Source organism: Nonomuraea sp. NPDC004580 (genome assembly GCF_040609855.1).
Taxonomy (GTDB): domain Bacteria; phylum Actinomycetota; class Actinomycetes; order Streptosporangiales; family Streptosporangiaceae; genus Nonomuraea; species Nonomuraea salmonea.
This window is the reverse complement of record NZ_JBEXLH010000080.1, coordinates 1-19,034: the sequence shown is the minus strand read 5'-3', so window position 1 is coordinate 19,034 and position 19,034 is coordinate 1. Positions and strand designations below refer to the sequence as shown.

The following is a 19,034-nucleotide window of genomic DNA, read 5'->3' as shown; positions in this document are numbered from 1 at the left end:
ACGGAAAGAAGCAGCTCGTTGTCGCTCACCGGGTCTCCAGCACTGGCTTGATCTCGTTAACCCACAGGCTCTGCCGCTCGTCCCTGCTCATGTGGCAGCGCACCAGGTGGCCGCCCTCGGTCTCGGCGAGGGCCGGCACCTCGGTCGTGGCCTTGCCCGCGGTGCGCTCGGCGTACGGGCAGCGGGGGTGGAAGGCGCAGCCGGGCGGCACGTTGATGAGGGACGGCGGCGAGCCCTTGATCGGCAGCAGCCGCTCGGTGGGCTCGCGGTCGAGCCGCGGCATGGAGCCCAGCAGGCCCCAGGTGTAGGGGTGCTCGGGGCGGTAGAAGACGTCGTCGGTGGTGCCGTACTCGACGCACTTGCCGGCGTACATGACGAGGATGTCATCGGACAGCTCGGCGACCACGCCCAGGTCGTGGGTGATGACGATGAGCGCGGAGTTGAACTCGCGCTGCAGGTCGCGCATCAGGTCGAGGATCTGCGCCTGGACGGTCACGTCGAGCGCGGTGGTCGGCTCGTCGGCGATGAGCAGCTCGGGGTCGCACGACAGCGCCATGGCGATCATGGCGCGCTGGCGCATGCCGCCGGAGAACTCGTGCGGGTAGCTGTCGACGCGCCTGGCCGGCTCGGGGATGCCGACGCGGCCGAGCATGTCGACGGCGTGCTTGCGGGCGACCTGCTTGGAGACGTCGTTGTGGATCCGGTACGCCTCGATGATCTGGTGGCCGACCGTGTAGAAGGGGTGCATCGACGACAGCGGATCCTGGAAGATCATCGCCATCTTCTTGCCGCGCAGCCTGCGCACGTGCTCGGCGGAGGCGCCGATGAGCTCCTCGCCGTCGAGCCAGATCTCGCCGGAGATGCGGGCCCGGCCGCCCTTGTGCAGGCCGAGCACGCCGAGGCTGGTCACGCTCTTGCCGGAGCCCGACTCGCCGACGATGCCGAGGGTCTTGCCCCGCTCGACGCTGAACGACAACCCGTCGACGGAGCGGACGAGGCCGTCGTCCGTCGGGAAGTGGATCTTCAGGTCCTTGACGTCAAGGAAGCTCACGACAACCTCACCCTCGGGTCGACCACGGCGTACAGCAGGTCGACGACCAGGCTCGCGACCACCACGAATCCGGCGGCGACGAGCACGACACCCATGACCTGCGGCAGGTCCTGGTTCCTGATCGCCAGGATGGCGAACTGGCCGAGCCCGGGCAGAGTATAGGTGGTCTCGGTGAGCACGGCGCCGCCGATGAGCAGGCCGAAGTCGATGCCGAACAGGGTCAGGATCGGGGTGAGCGCGGCGCGCAGGCCGTGCTTGACCACCACCTGGTTCTCCCGCAGGCCCTTGGCTCTGGCGGTGCGGATGTAGTCCTCGCCCATCGTCTCCAGCATGCCCGCCCGGGTGAGCCGCGCGTACGTGGCGGCGAACAGGAACGCCAGCGTGATCCACGGCAGCAGCAGGTTGTACGCCCATTGCAGCGGGTTGACGGTGAAGTCGGTCCAGGCGCCGCCCGGCGGCGTCCAGCCGAGGCCGTAGCTGAAGACGACCAGGGAGATCATGCCGGTGAAGAAGATGGGCAGCGAGACGCCGGCCAGGGCGGTGCCCATGGAGATCCGGTCGAAGAAGCTGCCTCTTCGCAGTGCCGACAGCACGCCGACGCTGACGCCGCCGATCACCCACAGCAGCGCGGCGCCGATGGCCAGCGAGAAGGTGGTCGGCATGCGGTCGAGCAGGTCCGGCCAGACGGGCTGGCCGGAGATGAAGGAGTAGCCGAAGCAGGGCGCGGGGCACTGCTCGACGCCGGCGCCGTAGTCGTACTCGGCTCCGGCGACCAGGCCCTTGACGAACCTGCCGTACTGCACCACGACCGGGTCGTTGAAGCCGAGCCGTTCGGCCACCAGGTGGACGGTCTCCGGTGTGGCCGCCCGGCCGACGTACCGCGACGCGAGGGCCTCGGGTGTCGCCCCGGCCCACTGCGGCACGACGAAGAAGATGCCGAACGTGACCATGCTGATCAATATGAGCATGGCGATCGCGCCGATCAGACGCCTGATGATGTATGTGACCACCGCTACCGGCCGAGTGGCCCGCCCGCCGGGGCGGGCGGGCCACTCCTGCCTTCACCTGCCTTCGCTAGATCCCCGAACCTCGCCTGGTCACTCGACGCCGAGCAAGATGTAGTCGTACATGCTCTGGCCCTCGTTGTAGGCGACGTTCGTCACGCCCTGACCGCGCATGAGCAGCGACTTGGCCCACACGACCGGCAGGAGGGACGCGTCCTCCATGACCTTCTTGTCGACCTCGACCCACAGCTTGGCGCGGGCGGTGTCGTCGAGCTCGGCGGAGGCCTGGTCGATCAGCTTGTCGACCTCCGGGCTCTTGACGCTGAGGTTGTAGTTGCCGGCCTTGCGGATGGTGCGGCTGTCGACGATGGCCTGCATGAAGCCGTAGCCGTCGGGCCAGTCGGAGCCCCAGCCGTGCGTGGCCAGGCCGATCTTGTTGTTCTTGACGTAGTCGGTGTTACCGGCGTAGTCGGAGAAGTAGCTGGAGGCCGGGAAGCCCTTGAGGTTGAGCTTGATGTTCACCTTGGCGAGAGCCTGCTGCGTGGCCTCGGCCAGCGCCTTCTCGCGCGGGCGGTCCGAGCGGAACGCCATGGTGGTCTCGAAGCCGTTCGGCTGGCCGCAGGCGGTGAGGGCCTGCTTGGCCTTGGCGACGTCACCCTTGTTCTCGGGGGTGGCGTACAGGTCGAACTTCTCCTGGCCGACGATGGGCGGCGGCATGACGTTGGTGGCGATGTCGCCACCGGCCAGCGGGCCTCCGTAGGCGGTCTGGTTGGCGACGCGGTCGGCGGCCCACATCACGGCCTTGCGGCACTCGACGTTGTCCAGCGGCGGGGTGTCCGGGATGACCGAGACATACCAGAGCCTGGGGATCGTCGGGTTGTCCGTACGGGCCTTGAGCGCCGGGTCCGGCAGCACCTTGCCCAGCGCGGCCGGCTGCATGCCGGTGCCGGGGATGTCGAGGTGGATGTCACCCGCGATCAGCTGGTTGTCGAGGTCGTCGGCGTTGACGTTCAGCTGGACCTCGATGCGGTCCGGCAGGGCCGGCCTGTTCGGGTCGGTCGCCGGGTCCCACTGGTCGTTGCGGACCAGGGTGAAGCGCTTGCCGATCTCGTTGGTCTCGAACTTGTACGGGCCGGAGGAGACGACGTGCTCCTTGTACTTGGCGCCCGTGTCCTTGTCCTTCGGCACCGGAGCCGTCATCGGCATCTGGACGATGTAGTCCATCGACGCGAACGGCTTCTTCAGGTGGAAGACGACGGTGCTGTCGTCGGTGGCCTCGACGGCGGACTTGTAGTCGACGTCCGGGGTCTTGTAGACGCCCTTGAAGTCCTTCGGCCAGTCGAGCAGCTCGTTGAGGTAGGAGGGGCCGTGCGCGAAGGTCTCCTTGTCGAAGGAGCGCGCCACCGCGTAGGCCACGTCCTTGGCCGTGATCGGGGTGCCGTCCTCGAACTTCAGGCCGCTCTTCAGCTTGTACGTCCAGGTCTTGCCGCCGTCGCTGGCCTCGCCGAGCCCTTCGGCCAGGTCGGGGATGACGGTGTTGCCCTCGGGGCCGGGACCCGGCTTGTACATCGTCAGCGTCCGCCAGTAGAGGCGGCCGAAGTTGAACGAGTAGCCGTAGTAGGTGTCACCCGGGTCGAGGCTGTCCCAGTCGGAGGAGTGGGCCGCCTTCAGCGTCCCGCCCTTCTTCGTGGACGGGTTGTAGACCGAGGTGAGCGCGGCGTTGAACGCGGGTTGCGCGGCACCGCCTGACGCCGACTGGGCGGGCTGCTGTGAGGTACTCCCACCTCCGCCGCCACAGGCGGAGAGCACCAGGGCGAGGGCCGCTGTCGCGGCTCCGGCCAGTGCGTGTTTCCTTCTCATTGACTAACCCCTTGATGAGTGAGATGCGGGGGATGAAGCGTTGGCGGGACTCAGTGCGCCCGTGGGTCGAAGGCGTCGCGCAGTCCGTCGCCGAACAGGTTGAACGCCAGGACCGTGATGAAGATCGCCAGCCCCGGGAAGAGCACGAAGTGGGGCAGTGTGTAGAAGCGGACCGCCTCGGACAGCATGCCACCCCAGGTCGGGGTAGGCGGGCTGACGCCGACGCCGAGGAACGACAGCGCGGCCTCGAAGAGGATGTTGGTCGGGATGAGCAGGGTCGCGTAGACCAGGATCGGTGCCAGCAGGTTCGGCAGGATCTCGCGGAAGAGGATGTAGCCGTGGCGGGCGCCGAGGCTCTTGGCGGCGTCGACGAACTCGCGCTCGCGCAGCGACAGCGTCTGGCCGCGCACGATGCGGCCGATGCTGGGCCAGCTGAAGAAGCCGATGATGAAGATCAGCATGGCGATGCGCAGCCCGTTGCCCTGCAGGCCGAACCCCTCGTCGGGGATGACTCCGGCCAGCGCGATGGCGAAGACCAGGAGCGGGAAGGCGAGGAAGACGTCCATGAGCCGGCCGATGATCTGGTCGACCCAGCCGCCGAAGTAGCCGGCGATGACGCCGAGCGTGGTGCCGATGATGACCGACAGCAGCGTGGCCACGAAGCCGATCAGCAGCGAGATCCACGCGCCGGCGACGATGCGGCTGAAGATGTCGCGGCCGTTGACCGGTTCGACGCCGAGCAGGTATTCGCCGCTCACGCCGCCGAAGGCGCCCTTGGGCAGCAGCGTGTTCGGGTCGATCTCGTCCTGGTGGAACTCCAGGGGCGGGTGGCCGAACACGGAGATGATCGGCGAGGAGAAGATCGCGACGAGGATCAGCAGGATGACGATGATGCCGCCGGTGAGTGCGACCTTGTCGCGGCGCAGCCGCATCCAGGCGATCCTGGTGAGGGATCGGCCTTGGATGGCCTTGCCCGTCCCGGCGAGGACAGCCTCCGGGTTCGCCTCGGCTGCTGAACCGGGAACGTCGAGCGGTGCGGTCATTCCGTAATGCCCCCTGCTGACAAGACGACGCAGTCATTGCGTGCTGACTCTAGACCGCTTGTCGCGACCTCATGGGGCAGAATCTATGGCCTGAGCTGCGCTGACTAGTCCCTCAGGCTGCTATGTGGCCAATCCGTGATTGTTGCGAAACTCATTTGTATTGATCTTGAACGGATTGTCTAGAGCGAGTTCCGGTTACGTCTCGGAACCGTGACATAGTCACCCCGGCGTGGCCGGTTCAGCTGATGCCGCGCCGCTTGAGGAGCTCCTCGATGTCGGAGAAGTCGTCGTCGCCCTTGCTCGCCGGCTTCTGGCTGACGGCGGGTTGCGGCTTGGCCGCCCCGGCGGGCTTCTGGGCGGGCTTCCGTGCCGCCTGCCGTCCCGCCTCCGGCGCGCCTGCCTGCGGCGTCTCGGCGGCCGGCTTCTTCCGCCCCGAGGACAGCTTCCTGCCGCGCATCACCCCCGACGCCACGAACAGCACGACCGACAGCCCGGCCAGCGCCACGCCCGCCCACACGGCGGGGTTGAGCACCAGCCCCGTCACGAAGCCCACCACGGTGGTGCCGATCGTCCACAGCGACTGCAGCGCGCCCGTGAGGTAGGCGGCCAGCGGCAGCAGCGCCCACGCCGTCACCCGCATGCCGGCCGCCGCGCCCCGGCGCCGGAACGCCAGGAAGGCCAGCACCAGCCCGGCTATGGTCACACCGGCGCACAGCGGCAGCCAGGCGATCGCGTTGAAGGTGTCCATCTCGCCGCCCCCTAGTCCGTGGCTCTTGCTTTACCATCCTGGCACGCGAAGGCCCGTGCGCCTCCTCCGTGAGAACCACTTCTCCCTTAGGGGAACGTGTCTACGGCCCCAGAAGTGCCCTCAGGTCCGCGACCCCTATGTCCGTCAGGGACGTCACCACCAGCCGCCCCGGCGCCTGCTCGACGGGCAGCAGGCTGGGCACCGCCACCACCGCGCAGCCGGCCGCCGTCGCCGCGGCCACCCCGTTCGGGGAGTCCTCCAGCACCACGCAGCGCACCGGCTCGGCCCCGAGCCGCCGCGCGGCCGTCAGGTAGGGCTCCGGATCCGGCTTCGTGCGGGTGACGTCGTCGGCCGTCACCACCAGGTCGAACCGCTCCTTGCCGACGCTCTTCAGCACCGCGTCGGCGATCGGCCGCAGCGAGGAGGTGACCAGCGCCACCGGCACCCCCTCGTCGCGCAGCGCGTCGAGCAGCTCGGACGCGCCCGGCATGACGGGCACGCCGTCCTGCAGCCGGGCCACCATGCCGTCGATCATCCAATCCCGCACGGCCTGCGGCGCCACCTCGGCGCCCGAGACCGCCAGCATGTAGTCGACCGTGCGCTCCATGGAGCCGCCCACCAGGTGGGCCTGGTGCTCGGGCGTCCACACGGCGCCGAGCCTGGCCATCACCCCGGTCTCGATCTCCAGCCAGACGCGCTCGCTGTCCACCAGCAGGCCGTCCATGTCGAAGAAGACGGCGTCCATGAAATGCTCTCCCCGATCGGTCGGCGGTTCTCTCCGTGTCACGCTGCCGCCCCTGCGCGCACGGCGAACCGCCCGATGCCGGGCGCGCGGCGGGACCGGGCGGGTCAGACGTTGAAGTATTTCGCCTCGGGATGGTGGGCGACCAGCGCCGAGGTGGCCTGCTCGGGGTGGAGCTGGAACTCCTCCGACAGCGTCACCCCGATGCGCTCGGGGTCGAGCAGCTCGAACAGCTGCTTCTGGTCCTCCAGATTGGGGCAGGCCGGGTAGCCGAAGGAGTAGCGGCAGCCCTGAATGTTGACCTTGAGCATGTCGTCGAGCGACTCGTCGCCGCCGATGCCCCACTCCGCGCGCACCCGGGCGTGCCAGTATTCGGCCAGCGCCTCGGTGAGCTGCACCGACAGGCCGTGCAGCTCGAGGTAGTCGCGGTAGGCGTCTTTGGCGAACAGCTCGGCCGTGGCCTCGGAGATCTTCGCGCCCATGGTGGCCACCTGGAAGCCGACGACGTCGACCTCCCCGCTGTCCTTCGGGCGGAAGAAGTCGGACAGGCACAGGTGGCGGTCACGGCGCTGGCGCGGGAACGTGAAGCGGGTGCGCTCATCACCGGCGTCGTCGAGGATGATCAGTGAGTCGCCGTCGGAGACGCACGGGAAGTAGCCGTAGACGACGGCCGCCTCCAGCAGGCCCTCGGTCTGGATGCGGTCGAGCCACATGCGCAGCCGCGGCCGGCCCTCGGTCTCGACCAGCTCCTCATAGCCGGGGCCTTCGCCGCCCCTGGTGGGCTTGAGCCCCCACTGGCCGAGGAACAGGGCGCGCTCGTCGAGGAAGGCGGCGTAGTCGGTCAGCGAGATGCCCTTGACGATGCGGTCGCCGTGGAAGGGCGCGCGCGGCACCGGGTTGTCGGCGGCGACGTCGGATCGGGCCGGCAGCTCCTCGACGGGCGTGCGGACGAGCGTCGCGCCGGTCTTGACGCGCCGCTCGCGCAGCGGCGGCAGCGTCGCGCCCGCCTCGCCGCGCTTGACCGCCATGATCGCGTCCATCAGCCGCAGCCCCTCGAACGCGTCGCGGGCGTAGCGCACCTCGCCCTCGAACAGCCCGGCGAGGTCCTGCTCGACGTAGGCGCGGGTGAGCGCGGCCCCGCCGAGCAGCACCGGGTAGCGCTGCGACAGGCCCCTGGAGTTCATCTCCTCCAGGTTCTCCTTCATGATGACCGTCGACTTGACCAGCAGGCCCGACATGCCGATGACGTCGGCCTTCTGCTCGTCGGCCGCCTCGAGGATGGCCGAGACCGGCTGCTTGATGCCGAGGTTGACGACCTGGTAGCCGTTGTTGGACAGGATGATGTCGACGAGGTTCTTGCCGATGTCGTGGACGTCGCCCTTGACGGTGGCCAGCACGATGCGGCCCTTGGTCTCGCCCTCGACGCGGTCCATGTGGGGCTCGAGGTAGGCGACGGCGGCCTTCATCACCTCGGCCGACTGCAGCACGAACGGCAGCTGCATCTGTCCTGAGCCGAACAGCTCGCCGACCGTCTTCATGCCGTCGAGCAGCACGTCGTTGATGATCTCAAGGGCGGGCCGCTGGTCGAGCGCGGTGTCGAGGTCGGCCTCGAGGCCCTTGCGCTCGCCGTCGATGATGCGCCGCTTGAGCCGCTCCCACAGCGGCAGCGCGGCCAGCTCCTCGGCCTTGCCGGCGCGCATGGCGGCGGCGTCGACCCCTTCGAACAGGTCCATGAAGCGCTGCAGCGGGTCGTAGCCCTCGCGGCGGCGGTCGTAGACCATGTCGAGGGCGACCTGGCGCTGCTCGTCGGGGATGCGCGCCATCGGCAGGATCTTGGAGGCGTGGACGATGGCGGAGTCGAGCCCCGCGTTGACGCACTCGTTGAGGAACACCGAGTTGAGCACCATGCGGGCGGCCGGGTTGAGGCCGAAGCTGATGTTGGACAGGCCCAGCGTGGTCTGCACGCCCGGGTAGCGGCGCTTGAGCTCGCGGATCGCCTCGATGGTCTCCAGGCCGTCGCGCCTGGTCTCCTCCTGGCCGGTGGCGATGGGGAAGGTCAGGCAGTCGACGATGATGTCCTCGACCCGCATGCCCCAGTTGCCGGTGAGGTCTTCGACCAGGCGGGTGGCCACCCGCACCTTGTGGTCGGCGGTGCGGGCCTGGCCCTCCTCGTCGATGGTGAGGGCGACCACGGCGGCGCCGTGCTCGCGGACCAGCCGCATGATCTTCTGGAAGCGGGAGTCGGGGCCGTCGCCGTCCTCGTAGTTGACGGAGTTGACGGCGGCGCGCCCGCCCAGCATCTCGAGACCGGCCTGCAGCACCGCGGGCTCGGTGGAGTCGAGCATGATCGGCAGCGTGGAGGCGGTCGCGAAGCGGAAGGCCAGCTCCTTCATGTCGGTCACGCCGTCGCGGCCGACGTAGTCGACGCACAGGTCGAGCATGTGGGCGCCGTCGCGGGCCTGGTCGCGGGCCATCTCGACGCAGTCGTCCCAGCGGCCGGCCAGCATGGCCTCGCGGAAGGCCTTGGAGCCGTTGGTGTTGCAGCGCTCGCCGATGGCGAGGTAGGAGGTGTCCTGGCGGAACGGGACGGTCTGGTAGAGCGAGGAGGCGCCGGGCTCGGGGCGGGGCCGGCGCGTGGCGGGCTGCTTGCCGCGCACCTGCTCGACCACCTGGCGCAGGTGCTCGGGCGTGGTGCCGCAGCAACCGCCCACCAGCGACAGGCCGTAGTCGCGGGTGAAGGTCCGGTGGGCCTCGGCCAGCTCTTGCGCGCTCAGCGGGTAGTAGGCGCCGTCGGCGGTCAGCACCGGCAGGCCGGCGTTGGGCATGCAGGACAGCTTGAGCCGGGAGTGGCGGGCGAGGTAGCGCAGGTGCTCGCTCATCTCGGCGGGGCCGGTCGCGCAGTTGAGCCCGACGATGTCGACGCCGAGCGGCTCGATCGCGGTGAGCGCGGCGCCGATCTCGGAGCCGAGCAGCATGGCGCCGTTGGTCTCGATGGTGACCTGGGCGATGATCGGGATGTCGCGGCCGGCCGCCTCGATGGCCCGCTTGGCGCCGACCACGGCGGCCTTGACCTGGAGCAGGTCCTGGCAGGTCTCGATGATGAGCGCGTCGGCGCCGCCGGCGATCAGGCCGGCCGCGTTGTCGCGGTAGGCGTCGCGCAGGCTCGCGTAGGGCAGGTGGCCGAGCGTCGGCAGCTTGGTGCCCGGGCCCATGGAGCCGAGCACGAAGCGCGGCTGGTCCGGGGTGGCCCAGTGGTCGGCGGCCTCGCGGGCGATGCGGGCGCCGGCCTCGGAGTATTCGAAGACGCGGTCGGCGATGTCGTATTCGCCGAGCGCGGCGAGGTTGGCGCCGAAGGTGTTGGTCTCGACGCAGTCGACGCCGACCGCGAAGTAGGCGTCGTGGACGCCGCGCACGATGTCGGGGCGGGTGACGTTGAGCACCTCGTTGCAGCCCTCGTGCCCGTGGAAGTCGTCGAGCGTGGGGTCCTGGGCCTGGAGCATCGTGCCCATCGCCCCGTCGGCCACGATGACGCGCTGGGACAACACTTCTCGGAAGGACGGGGAGATGCTCATGAGGTTCAGCTTATCGGTTGGGCTTCGAGCGCCGCTCGCACGCCGCTCGACCGCCTCAGGACATGCCCGAGGCCCTGTCCTGAGGCCCCGTGGGGGCGGCGTCGGCGGGTGCGGGGGGTCATTCCCGGCGTTTCGTGATCGTTGTCTTGCGGGGCGCGTTCGCGGGTCGCGAACGGGGCAGGGCGGCATTAGGGGGGAGATCGGTGACGGCGATGCCTCCTCACCGCATAGGCTTAGCGGGACGAAGGGAAGTGGAGGCGACACGTGATAGAGCTCGAAGGGCTCCCCGAGCTCGTCGACCCGGTGCTCATCGCCGCGTTCGAGGGGTGGAACGACGCGGGTGAGGCTTCCAGCGGCGTGATCGCCCATCTCGAGTCCGCCTGGAAGGCAGAGCCGCTGGTGGCGCTCGACCCCGACGACTACTACGACTTCCAGGTCACCAGGCCCGTGGTGGAGATGACCGACGGGCTGGCCCAGTCGATCGTGTGGCCGACGACGCGGCTGCTGCGCGCGCGGCCGCCGGGCGTCGAGCGCGACGTGGTGCTGCTGCGCGGCATCGAGCCCAACATGCGCTGGCGCTCGTTCTGCGACGACATCATCTACGTCTGCCGCGAGCTCGGCATCGAGCTGGCCGTCATGCTCGGCGCGCTGCTCAACGACTCGCCGCACACCAGGCCCGTGCCGATTCTCGGCGGCGCCACCACCGAGGGGCTGGCCCGCTCGACGGGGCTGGAGCTGAGCCGCTACGAGGGCCCGACCGGCATCGTGGGCGTGCTGCAGCACGCGTTCGGCAAGGCGGGGCTCGACGCGATCTCGCTGTGGGCGTCGGTGCCCCACTACGTCGCGCAGCCGCCCAACCCCAAGGCCACGCTGGCGCTGCTGCGCCGGCTGGAGGACGTCCTGGAGATCCCGATGCCGCTGGGCGACCTCGACGAGGAGGCCAGGGCGTGGGAGCGCGGCGTCGACGAGCTGGCCTCGCAGGACAGTGAGGTGGCCGAATACGTCAAGGAGCTCGAGGAGCGCAAGGACGCGGCCGAGCTGCCCGAGGCCAGCGGCGACGCGATCGCGGCCGAATTCGAGCGCTACCTGCGACGTAGAGATCGAGACACGGACGGCTAACTCTCAGGTAGCAAATCTGCCCAATTTTCTCTTCTTCAGGTAATAATCGGGGACCACCAGATCCCGACAAGCCGGGACTCCAGATTTAGCCGGCCGAAAACTCCGGCTTCGCACGTGATGCCTACATCCTCCGACCGCGCACGTTAGGCATGCCATGGCGACATCCCATGTTGACCCGCACCAGAGGAGCCAGGACACCCGGCGGCGCATCCTCGAGATGGCCGTCTCGCTCAGGGAGGACCGTGCCGGCGGCTCGGTGGACCACTTCCTCGCGCTGCTCCAGGATCGGCTTCCCCTCTGGTTGAGCATTCTTCATGATCTAGCCCACCGCGCAGGAAAAGGGTCCGTTTCCGACAATCTTCTGCCTGTGGCGCGGGCGGGCATCGACTATTACCTCGACGTCCAGAGCGCCGCGCTGCCGGCCTTCACCTCGCCCAACGTCACCGTGCGCTTCCGCCAGGCCATCAAGGAGACCGAGCTCGGGCCGCGTACGGAGACCACGCCGCTGGCCGCGTACCTGGCGGCCGAGCAGCGGCTGGGCCGCCTCAGGGCCGACGCCGACCCGGAGGCGAGCGCGCGGCTGCTGGTCGCGGGCTGCTTCCACCGGGCCTACATCGAGATGTTCGTCGGCGCCGACGCCGCGCCGTCCAGGGACGCCAGTGCCCGCGAGATCGTCCGCGAGCTGCGACTCGACCCCGTCTGATCTTCTTTCATGTCATGCCCGGCGCAGGGTGCGCGGCATGGCGGCGGAGCGGCGTACTGCCTCGTCGTAGCGGTGCCAGATCAGCGCCGCGACGTCGAGGTCGGCGCCCAGCGGCTCGCTGACCACCGCCGCGGGATGGCCCGCGGCCACCGCGGCCAGCCGGTCGTGGAAGAAGCCTGGCGCGAGCACGTACGAGGCGATCGTCACCCGCGCGGCCGGCGTCGAGGCGAGCCGTTCCATGGCCTCGTTCAGCGACGGCGTGCCCGCCGACGCGAACGCGGCGGTCACCGGGCGGGCCAGCCGCACGGCGAGCCGGTGCGCGGCGGCGCGCACGTCGGCCAGCGCCGCCGGGTCGGACGAGCCGGCCGCGCCGAGCAGCACCGCGTCGGTGGCGCGCAGCCCCGCGCGGGCCAGTTTGCGCGCCAGCGCCGAGGTGAGCAGCCGGTGCGGGCCGAGCCAGCGGGCCACCACCGCGTCCGGCCGGTGCTCGGCGACGACGCGGGGCAGGTCGACGTGCACGTGGTAGCCGCCGGCCAGCAGCAGCGGCACGACGACCACCGGCCCGCGCACGGCGGGCAGCACCTGCGCCAGCAGCGGCGAGCTGAGCTCCAGGTAGCTGAGCTCCACGCGGCGTCCTGGACGTGCGGCCCTGGCGGTCTCCGCAAGTGCGGCCAGCGTCCGCTCCCCCGCGGGGTCGCGGGTGCCGTGGGCGGCCAGAACGAGCGTGGGGGTCATCGGCCGGCTCCGGCGGGAACGGGCCACGGCATGCGGAACTCCTCGGTGTGCGGGGCAGATGTCATCGACGGCCACCGACCCCGGGCGGGCCTGGTGGCGCGCTCGGTGGCGCGCTCGGTCGGCTCGGTGGCGCGCTCGGTCGGCTGGGTGGTCGGCTCGGTGACGGGGGGCCGGAGGGTTGAAGGCCGGATCTGAGCGAACCCAGCGGCGGGGGTCGGCGGCCTGGGACGGGCTGGGGTGAGTGGTGCGACGGTCAAAGGCCGGCCTCGTACAGGCAGGCGAGCCGGTAGCCGCGCTTGACGACGGTCTCGACGATGCCGCCAGGCCCGAGCGCGCGGCGCAGCCGGGTGATGGCCATCTCCACGGCGTGCTCGGCCGAGTCGCGGGCGACGCTGCCGGGCAGCACCGTACGCAGGTCGGCCCGCGACACCACGTGGCCCGGCTTGTCGGCCAGGCGCTTGAGCACCGCCATCGGCGCCGGCGGCAGCGGCCGCAGCTCGCCGTCCACGACGACGGCGTGGCCACGGATCTCCAGCCGGTGGCCGCCCGCGACGAGCCGGGTGACGCCGTGCTCGGGCAGGTGCCTGGCCAGGGCCCGGGCGAGAGCGCCGAGCCGGGAGCGGTCGGGCTGCAGGGTGGGCACGCCGCGCGAGGCGAGCGGGTCGGCGGTGACGGGGCCGACGCAGGCCGCCACGACCGGGCCGCCGAACGCGGCGAGCAGCGCCTCCTCCAGGCCATCGGCGCGGGCGGCGTTCAGCATGGCGTGCACGGCGGGCGCGCTGGTGAAGGCCACCGCGTCCACCGAGCCGGAGACGGTCTGGCTGATGAGGCGGCGCAGCGGCGAGATGTCGCGGTACGGCAGCCACCGGTAGACCGGGATCTCGATCACCTCGGCCCCGGCGGCGCGCAGCTCGGTCACGAAGTCGCGCAGCGGCTCTCCGTGCTGCTGGACGGCGATGCGCCGCCCGCGCAGGTCCTGGGCGAGGAGGTGCTCCTTGACCTCCTGGCAGGACTCCGTCGAGGGGGTCCAGTGGTCGTTGAGCCCGGCGGCGCGCACCGCTCCCCTGGCCTTGGGACCGCGGGTGAGCAGGCGGGCGCCGGCGAGGTGCTCGCCGAGCTCGGCGGACAGCCCCCAGCCCTCGGCGGCGGCCATCCAGCCGCGGAAGCCGACACCGGTGGTGACGACCACGTCGTCGAGCGGGGCCCGCAGGCTCTGCCGGGTGGCGGCGAGCAGGTCGGCGTCCTCGGCGAGGGGGACGAGGCGGATCGCGGGGGCGCTGACCACGCGGGCGCCGCGGCGCTCCAGCAGGGCGCCGAACTCCTCGCGCCGTCTCGTCGCGGTCACGCCGACGGTGAAGCCCGCCAGCGCGTCGGGCGCCGTCTCCGGTGACGAGCCGCCCTCCGGGGGAAGCGCGCTCATGCGTGCACCTCCAGATAGTCGGGGACGCCTGGTCGGGCCCCGAGCACCCGGCCAGGCATCACAGGTGCGTGTGACGCAAGTGAGATCACCCTCCGATACTGCTTTCGGGTGGTTTCGCCCGGGGGTCTCCTCTGTTACCGCTGTGCTACAAGGCTGCGGTGGCGTGATTGGCCCGGCGCGGGCGGGGGAAACGTTCTCCGTGACGAGGCCGCCTATCGGGGAGTCGCGGGTGACGGTCCTGCCTATTCGCATGTTCGGCGATCCGGTGCTGCGCACGGTCGCCGAGCCGGTCAAGGATTTCGATCGGGAGCTGCGCCGGCTGGTGAAGTCGCTGACGGCGACGCTGCGGGCGGGCGCGGGGCGGGCCGGGCTGGCGGCCCCGCAGCTCGGCGAGCCGGTACGCGTGGTGGTCTACGACTACGACGGCAAGTCGGGCCACCTGGTCAACCCGCGGCTGGAGCTGTCACAGCGGCGGGTGACGGCCGATGAGGCGTGCCTGTCGGCGCCCGGCGTGTGGTGGCCACTGGAACGTTCCTACATGGTCACCGCGCGTGGCCGTGACATGTTCGGCAAGCCTGTCACCGTCAGGGCGCTCGGCACACTCGCGCGGGTGCTCCAGCACGAGACCGACCACCTCGACGGCGTGCTGTTCAGTGACCACCTCGAAGCGGACGAGCGGGAACGTTTTCTCGCGGCTCTGCCAAGCTGAGCTCGCGCCGCTGCCCGGGGTCGGTGCCGCCCCACACGCCGTACGCCTGCCGGGTGTCCAGGGCGTATTCCAGGCACGGTTCGCGTACGGGGCAGCGGGCGCACACCCGCTTGGCCCGGTCGGCCTGCGACTGGCTCGGCCCCTCCATCGAGATCGGGAAGAACAGCTCGGGGTCGAGGTCCAGGCAGGCTGCTCTGCGTGTCCAGTCGAGCATCATCATCATGCTCCTCGCGCCTACCCATGCCGTAAGGCGTCATACCTCGCTGAGCAGGCGGTCCCAGTCCCGCAGGAAGCGGTCCAGCCCGTAGCGGGCCAGGGCGGCGGCCCTGGCGGCCTTCCCCGCCTGGCTCGCCCGCTCGGGATCCCCCGCGAACTCGGCCAGCGCGTCGGCCAGCACGTGCACCTTGGTCGACAGCACGCCGGCCTCGGGCGGCACCGCCTCGATCGCCTCGGTGGCGGCCAGCGCGACGACCGGCATGCCGAGCGTCATGGCCTCGATGAGGGCGAGGCCGAGCGAGGTCCAGCGGTAGGGGTGCAGGTAGACGCGCCTCTTGGCCAGCTCGGCGTGCATGACGTGCTGGGGCAGGTCCTCGTACGTGCCGTACGGCAGCCCGTCCACCTTCATGCCGAACACGTCGAGCGGCACCCGCTCGGCGAAGCGCGGCAGCAGGTCGGTGCCGGCGACGCGGGCGCGGCGCACCGGCTCGTTGACGACGACGGCGGCCCTGGCCAGCTCGCCGCTGTAGAGGTGTCCTGGGTCGGGGACGCCGTGCTCGATGACGCGGGTGGGGGCGCGGCCGTTGTCCCAGTACAGCTCGTTGAAGTGGGTGACGTGCACGAGCGTGACGTCGGTCTGGTCCGCCAGCGGGTGGCGGGTGCGGGGCACGTCGCCCGCGGGGGTGTTGTGCTCGACGTAGACGGCGGGCAGGCGGGAGACGCGCGGGCCGAGCCAGTCGCGGGCCAGGTCGATCTCGTACGGGCGCTGGTAGACGACGGCGTCCACCTGCTCGTCGCGCAGCCGGTCCCAGGGCACCTCCCGGGCGCTGTCCGGCCAGTCGTACGTGGCCGCCCGCCCCCGGCCATCGGGACCACGGCCGGGGACGAGCGGGAGCAGGTACTCGTGCGACCCGCGGATGAACGCGCTGGTCCACGAGCCGTGGACGTGCCAGAGGAGGATCTTCACCAGCGGCTCCAGCCCATGGCGCGGGCCCAGGGGGCCGAGACGGCGGGCACCGGGTCCTCCGCGCCGCTCAGCACACGCTCGACGACGTCGCTCAGGTCGTCAGCGACCTCGGGCGCCCGCTCGATCTCCTCCTCCAGGGTCTGCTCGGTGGGCACGAGGATCCCCCTGGCCCCCGCGGCCCTGGCCGCCTCCATGTCGCGGCCGATGTCGCCGACGACCACGCAGTCGCGCGGGCTGACGTCGAGCACCGCGGCGGCCCTGATCACCAGGCCGGGCGCGGGCTTGCGGCAGGTGCAGCCGTCGGCGTCGTCGTGCACGCAGATCGCCCACGCGTCGAACGGGCCGAGCAGCTCCTCCACCTTGGCGTTCACCTGGTCCATCTCGTCCGGCGACAGCAGGCCCTTGGCGACGCCCGACTGGTTGGTGACCACGGCCACCGGCACGTCGGCCCGTCTCAGCCGGCCCAGTGCCTCCACCGCGCCCGGCATGGGTTCGACCAGGCCGGGGTCGCCGTTGTAGGGCACGTCCCTGATCAAGGTTCCGTCCCGGTCGAAGAGCACGGCCCCGGGACGCCGCTTTTCGAACACCATTCACCTCCGTCGCGTGCCCGGCAGCTACCCGGGGCCCGGCCTGGCAAACAGCTACTCAGCGTGAGCAATCCCAGGCGACCACGCCCGTTTTGGCCTCTTCCGGGCTCGTTCGGGGCGACGTCAGGTTTGAGAGCCGCTTCTCTCGGTAGCGGTTCTCGACATCCTCAGGGGGAGGAAGCATGAGATTTCTCGGCATCAACGCGATCTTCCACGACCCGGCCGCCGCGCTCGTGGCCGACGGGAGGATCGTGGCCGCGGCCGAAGAGGAACGCTTCAGCCGCCGCAAGCACGGCAAGAGACCGCTCGCCTTCTCCGCCTGGGAGCTGCCCGAGCTGGCGGCCGCCTGGTGCCTGAGCGAGGCGGGCCTCTCGCCCGAGGACATCGACGCCGTCGCCTACTCCTACGACCCTTCGCTGGTGGTCCAGCGGCCGGAGGGCGACTGGGAGGACCTGCGCACCCGGTACGCGGTGCGCGCCCCGGCCTTCCTCGCCACGGCGCTGCCCGGCCTGGACCCCGGGCAGGTCAGCTACGTGCCGCACCACGTCGCGCACGCTGCCTCGGCGGGCCTCGCCTCGCCGTGGCGCGACTGCGCGGTGCTGGTGTGCGACGGGCGCGGCGAGAACGTCTCCCACCTCGCCGGCCGCTACCGGGGCGGCGAGCTGGAGATCCTCGCCACCCAGGAGCTGCCGCACTCGCTCGGCCTGATGTACGAGGACGTCACCCAGCACCTCGGCTTCCTGCGCTCCAGCGACGAGTACAAGGTGATGGCGATGGCCTCCTACGGCCGCCCCCGCCACCTGGAGGCGCTGCGCGAGGTGATCTACACGACCGGCGACGGCGGGTTCCGCGTCGAGCCGGTCGACTGGAACGTCTACGCCAAGGCGCTGAAGAAGGGCGCCCCCTGGACCTCCGACCACGCCGACCTGGCCGCCAGCGTGCAGGCTCGGCTGGAGGAGGTGCTGCTCGAGCTGGTGCGCTGGCTGCACGAGCGGACCGGGGAGCGACGCCTCGCGCTGGCCGGCGGGGTGGCGCTCAACTGCGTGGCCAACACGCGGCTGCTGGACGAGGGGCCGTTCGACGAGGTGTGGGTGCAGCCGGCCGCCGGCGACTCGGGCACCGCGCTGGGCGGGGCGCTGCACCTGGCGCAGGTCTACGGCGAGCCGGCCGCGCCCATGAGCTGCCCTGCCCTGGGACGCGGCTTCACCGACGAGGAGCTGGGGGCGTGGCTGGACGTGGCGCGGGTGCCGTACACGCGGCCGGCCGACCTGGGCGCGGCGGTGGCGGCCGAGCTGGCCGCCGACCGGATCGTGGCCTGGTTCCAGGGCCGCTCCGAGTACGGGCCGCGGGCTCTCGGGCACCGGTCCTTGCTGGCGCATCCGGGCGATCCGCGCAACACCGAGCGGCTCAACGACGTCAAGGGGCGCGAGCAGTTCCGTCCCGTCGCGCCGATGGTGCTGGAGTCTCGGGCGCGGGAGATCTTCGGGCGGGGGCCTGTGCCGTCGCCGTACATGCTGTTCGTGCACGACGTGCACCCGGACTGGGCGGCGCGCATCCCCGCGGTCGTGCACGTGGACGGGACCGCCCGCATCCAGACCGTCTCGCCCGAGCGGCAGCCGCTGATGGCGCGGGTGCTGAGCGAGTTCGAGGCGCGGACGGGGCTGCCCGTGGTGGTCAACACGAGCCTCAACACCGCCGGGCGGCCGATGGTGGACGACCCGCGTGACGCGCTGGAGTGCTTCGGGTCCGCGCCCGTGGACGTGCTGGCGCTCGGGCCCTATCTGGTGCGGCGCGGGGAGGTGTTCGGCTGATGTTCACCGTGGTGATCCCCACCGTCGGGCGGGCCACGCTGCGCGAGACGCTCGCCGCCGTGGGCTCCGACGTGCCGGTGGTCGTGGTGGACGATCGTCGCGGCGATCCCGGGGCGCTGCACGTTCCCGCGCACGTACGGGTGGTGCGCTCGGGCGGGCGCGGGCCCGCGGCGGCGCGCAACGCGGGCTGGCGGGCCGCCGACACGCCGTGGGTGGTCTTCCTGGACGACGACGTGATCCCCGTCTCCGGGTGGGCGCAGGCGGTCTGGAAGGACCTGGTGGACCTGCCGCCCGAGGTGGCGGGCAGCCAGGGCAGGATCCGGGTGCCGCGGCCCGTGCGGCGCAGGCCGACCGACGCCGAGCGGCACACCGCCGGGCTGTCGGGCGCGCTGTGGGTGACGGCCGACATGGCGTACCGGCGCGAGGTGCTGCAGGCCATGGGCGGTTTCGACGAGCGCTTCCCGCGCGCCTACCGGGAGGACGCCGACCTGGCGCTGCGGGTCTCGCGGGCCGGGCACCGGCTGGTCAAGGGCGATCGGGTGACCACGCATCCCGTCCGTGACGACGGGTTCTGGGCGAGCGTGCGCTTCCAGCGGGGCAACGCCGACGACGCGCTCATGCGGCGGCTGCACGGGCCCGGCTGGCGGGCGGCGATCGGCGGCGCGCCGGGACGGCTGCGCCTGCACCCCCGAGGGCGCCGAGCGCGAGCTCGACGGCGTCGACGGCGTGCTGATCCCCGGTGGTTTC

General features: G+C 71.1%; 17 protein-coding genes. 5 read left to right on the top strand and 12 right to left on the bottom strand.

The annotated features are described in order from the left end of the window. Nucleotides 1-25 precede the first annotated feature (25 nt). The 7 genes from ABZW11_RS41905 to metH form a co-directional block, all read right to left on the bottom strand. Nucleotides 26-1,051: an ABC transporter ATP-binding protein gene (locus ABZW11_RS41905; RefSeq protein WP_355430587.1), complete on the bottom strand. Its 1,026-nt coding sequence runs from the start codon at nt 1,049-1,051 to the stop codon at nt 26-28. Next, on the bottom strand, nt 1,048-2,061 hold the full coding sequence (locus ABZW11_RS41900; protein ID WP_345385902.1) for an ABC transporter permease: 1,014 nt from the start codon (nt 2,059-2,061) through the stop codon (nt 1,048-1,050). The genes ABZW11_RS41905 and ABZW11_RS41900 overlap by 4 nt, the downstream gene beginning before the upstream one ends. A gap of 87 nt (nt 2,062-2,148) precedes the next feature. Further along, nucleotides 2,149-3,915 (bottom strand): ABC transporter substrate-binding protein, encoded by a 1,767-nt coding sequence (locus tag ABZW11_RS41895; RefSeq protein ID WP_355430584.1) that lies wholly within the window; start codon nt 3,913-3,915, stop codon nt 2,149-2,151. 50 nt (nt 3,916-3,965) lie between these two features. Then, the gene (locus tag ABZW11_RS41890) at nt 3,966-4,958 is read right to left on the bottom strand and encodes an ABC transporter permease (RefSeq protein ID WP_355430581.1); all 993 of its coding nucleotides are present in this window, start codon (nt 4,956-4,958) and stop codon (nt 3,966-3,968) included. A 238-nt stretch (nt 4,959-5,196) separates the two neighbouring features. Further along, a complete protein-coding gene (locus ABZW11_RS41885; RefSeq protein ID WP_355430578.1) occupies nt 5,197-5,706 on the bottom strand; it encodes a cellulose synthase in 510 nt (169 codons plus the stop codon). Nucleotides 5,707-5,806: 100 nt separating this feature from the next. After that, nucleotides 5,807-6,451 carry an HAD family phosphatase gene (locus ABZW11_RS41880; protein WP_355430575.1) on the bottom strand — a complete coding sequence of 215 codons (645 nt, stop codon included), beginning with the start codon at nt 6,449-6,451 and terminating at the stop codon, nt 5,807-5,809. Nucleotides 6,452-6,555: 104 nt separating this feature from the next. After that, on the bottom strand, nt 6,556-10,020 hold the full coding sequence (gene metH, locus ABZW11_RS41875) for a methionine synthase (protein WP_355430572.1): 3,465 nt from the start codon (nt 10,018-10,020) through the stop codon (nt 6,556-6,558). Between the two features lie 264 nt (nt 10,021-10,284). Between metH and ABZW11_RS41870 the strand changes: the two genes are divergently transcribed. After that, complete coding sequence (locus ABZW11_RS41870; protein ID WP_355430569.1) at nt 10,285-11,139, top strand: PAC2 family protein; 855 nt, start codon at nt 10,285-10,287, stop codon at nt 11,137-11,139. A 367-nt stretch (nt 11,140-11,506) separates the two neighbouring features. After that, on the top strand, nt 11,507-11,842 hold the full coding sequence (locus ABZW11_RS41865; protein WP_355430566.1) for a TetR/AcrR family transcriptional regulator C-terminal domain-containing protein: 336 nt from the start codon (nt 11,507-11,509) through the stop codon (nt 11,840-11,842). Between the two features lie 12 nt (nt 11,843-11,854). On the opposite strand, the gene ABZW11_RS41860 is transcribed toward ABZW11_RS41865, so the two are convergent. Both ABZW11_RS41860 and ABZW11_RS41855 read right to left on the bottom strand, forming a co-directional pair. Further along, entirely contained in the window at nt 11,855-12,577 is a 723-nt protein-coding gene (locus ABZW11_RS41860) for a CbiX/SirB N-terminal domain-containing protein (RefSeq protein WP_355430563.1), read from the bottom strand. A gap of 253 nt (nt 12,578-12,830) precedes the next feature. Continuing rightward, nucleotides 12,831-13,997, bottom strand: a complete 1,167-nt coding sequence (locus ABZW11_RS41855; RefSeq protein WP_355430560.1) for a uroporphyrinogen-III synthase — start codon at nt 13,995-13,997, stop codon at nt 12,831-12,833. 229 nt (nt 13,998-14,226) lie between these two features. Here ABZW11_RS41855 and ABZW11_RS41850 point away from each other — a divergent pair, with 229 nt between their 5' ends. After that, a complete protein-coding gene (locus ABZW11_RS41850; protein ID WP_355430557.1) occupies nt 14,227-14,706 on the top strand; it encodes a peptide deformylase in 480 nt (159 codons plus the stop codon). Here the strand turns inward: ABZW11_RS41850 and ABZW11_RS41845 are convergent. From ABZW11_RS41845 to ABZW11_RS41835, 3 genes are read right to left on the bottom strand one after another with little or no spacing between them, the layout of a single operon-like run. Continuing rightward, the gene (locus tag ABZW11_RS41845) at nt 14,648-14,929 is read right to left on the bottom strand and encodes a WhiB family transcriptional regulator (RefSeq protein ID WP_355430554.1); all 282 of its coding nucleotides are present in this window, start codon (nt 14,927-14,929) and stop codon (nt 14,648-14,650) included. The genes ABZW11_RS41850 and ABZW11_RS41845 overlap by 59 nt on opposite strands. 30 nt (nt 14,930-14,959) lie before the next feature. Continuing rightward, entirely contained in the window at nt 14,960-15,889 is a 930-nt protein-coding gene (locus tag ABZW11_RS41840; protein WP_355430551.1) for a glycosyltransferase, read from the bottom strand. Further along, nucleotides 15,886-16,479 (bottom strand): HAD-IIIA family hydrolase, encoded by a 594-nt coding sequence (locus ABZW11_RS41835; RefSeq protein WP_355430549.1) that lies wholly within the window; start codon nt 16,477-16,479, stop codon nt 15,886-15,888. Before ABZW11_RS41835 ends, ABZW11_RS41840 begins: the two co-directional genes overlap by 4 nt. A gap of 179 nt (nt 16,480-16,658) precedes the next feature. Here ABZW11_RS41835 and ABZW11_RS41830 point away from each other — a divergent pair, with 179 nt between their 5' ends. Both ABZW11_RS41830 and ABZW11_RS41825 read left to right on the top strand, forming a co-directional pair. Next, nucleotides 16,659-18,287, top strand: a complete 1,629-nt coding sequence (locus ABZW11_RS41830) for a carbamoyltransferase C-terminal domain-containing protein (RefSeq protein WP_355430546.1) — start codon at nt 16,659-16,661, stop codon at nt 18,285-18,287. Further along, a partial coding sequence (locus ABZW11_RS41825; protein WP_355430543.1) for a glycosyltransferase occupies nt 18,287-19,034 on the top strand: 748 nt, incomplete at its 3' end. The genes ABZW11_RS41830 and ABZW11_RS41825, both read left to right, overlap by 1 nt.

Coding starts and splice junctions, on each gene's coding strand:
- ABZW11_RS41860 (WP_355430563.1), bottom strand. CDS start 12,577: ATGACCCCCACGCTCGTTCTGGCCGCCCACGGCACCCGCGACCCCGCG.
- metH (WP_355430572.1), bottom strand. CDS start 10,020: ATGAGCATCTCCCCGTCCTTCCGAGAAGTGTTGTCCCAGCGCGTCATC.
- ABZW11_RS41885 (WP_355430578.1), bottom strand. CDS start 5,706: ATGGACACCTTCAACGCGATCGCCTGGCTGCCGCTGTGCGCCGGTGTG.
- ABZW11_RS41855 (WP_355430560.1), bottom strand. CDS start 13,997: ATGAGCGCGCTTCCCCCGGAGGGCGGCTCGTCACCGGAGACGGCGCCC.
- ABZW11_RS41880 (WP_355430575.1), bottom strand. CDS start 6,451: ATGGACGCCGTCTTCTTCGACATGGACGGCCTGCTGGTGGACAGCGAG.
- ABZW11_RS41895 (WP_355430584.1), bottom strand. CDS start 3,915: ATGAGAAGGAAACACGCACTGGCCGGAGCCGCGACAGCGGCCCTCGCC.
- ABZW11_RS41890 (WP_355430581.1), bottom strand. CDS start 4,958: ATGACCGCACCGCTCGACGTTCCCGGTTCAGCAGCCGAGGCGAACCCG.
- ABZW11_RS41830 (WP_355430546.1), top strand. CDS start 16,659: ATGAGATTTCTCGGCATCAACGCGATCTTCCACGACCCGGCCGCCGCG.
- ABZW11_RS41835 (WP_355430549.1), bottom strand. CDS start 16,479: ATGGTGTTCGAAAAGCGGCGTCCCGGGGCCGTGCTCTTCGACCGGGAC.
- ABZW11_RS41845 (WP_355430554.1), bottom strand. CDS start 14,929: ATGATGATGATGCTCGACTGGACACGCAGAGCAGCCTGCCTGGACCTC.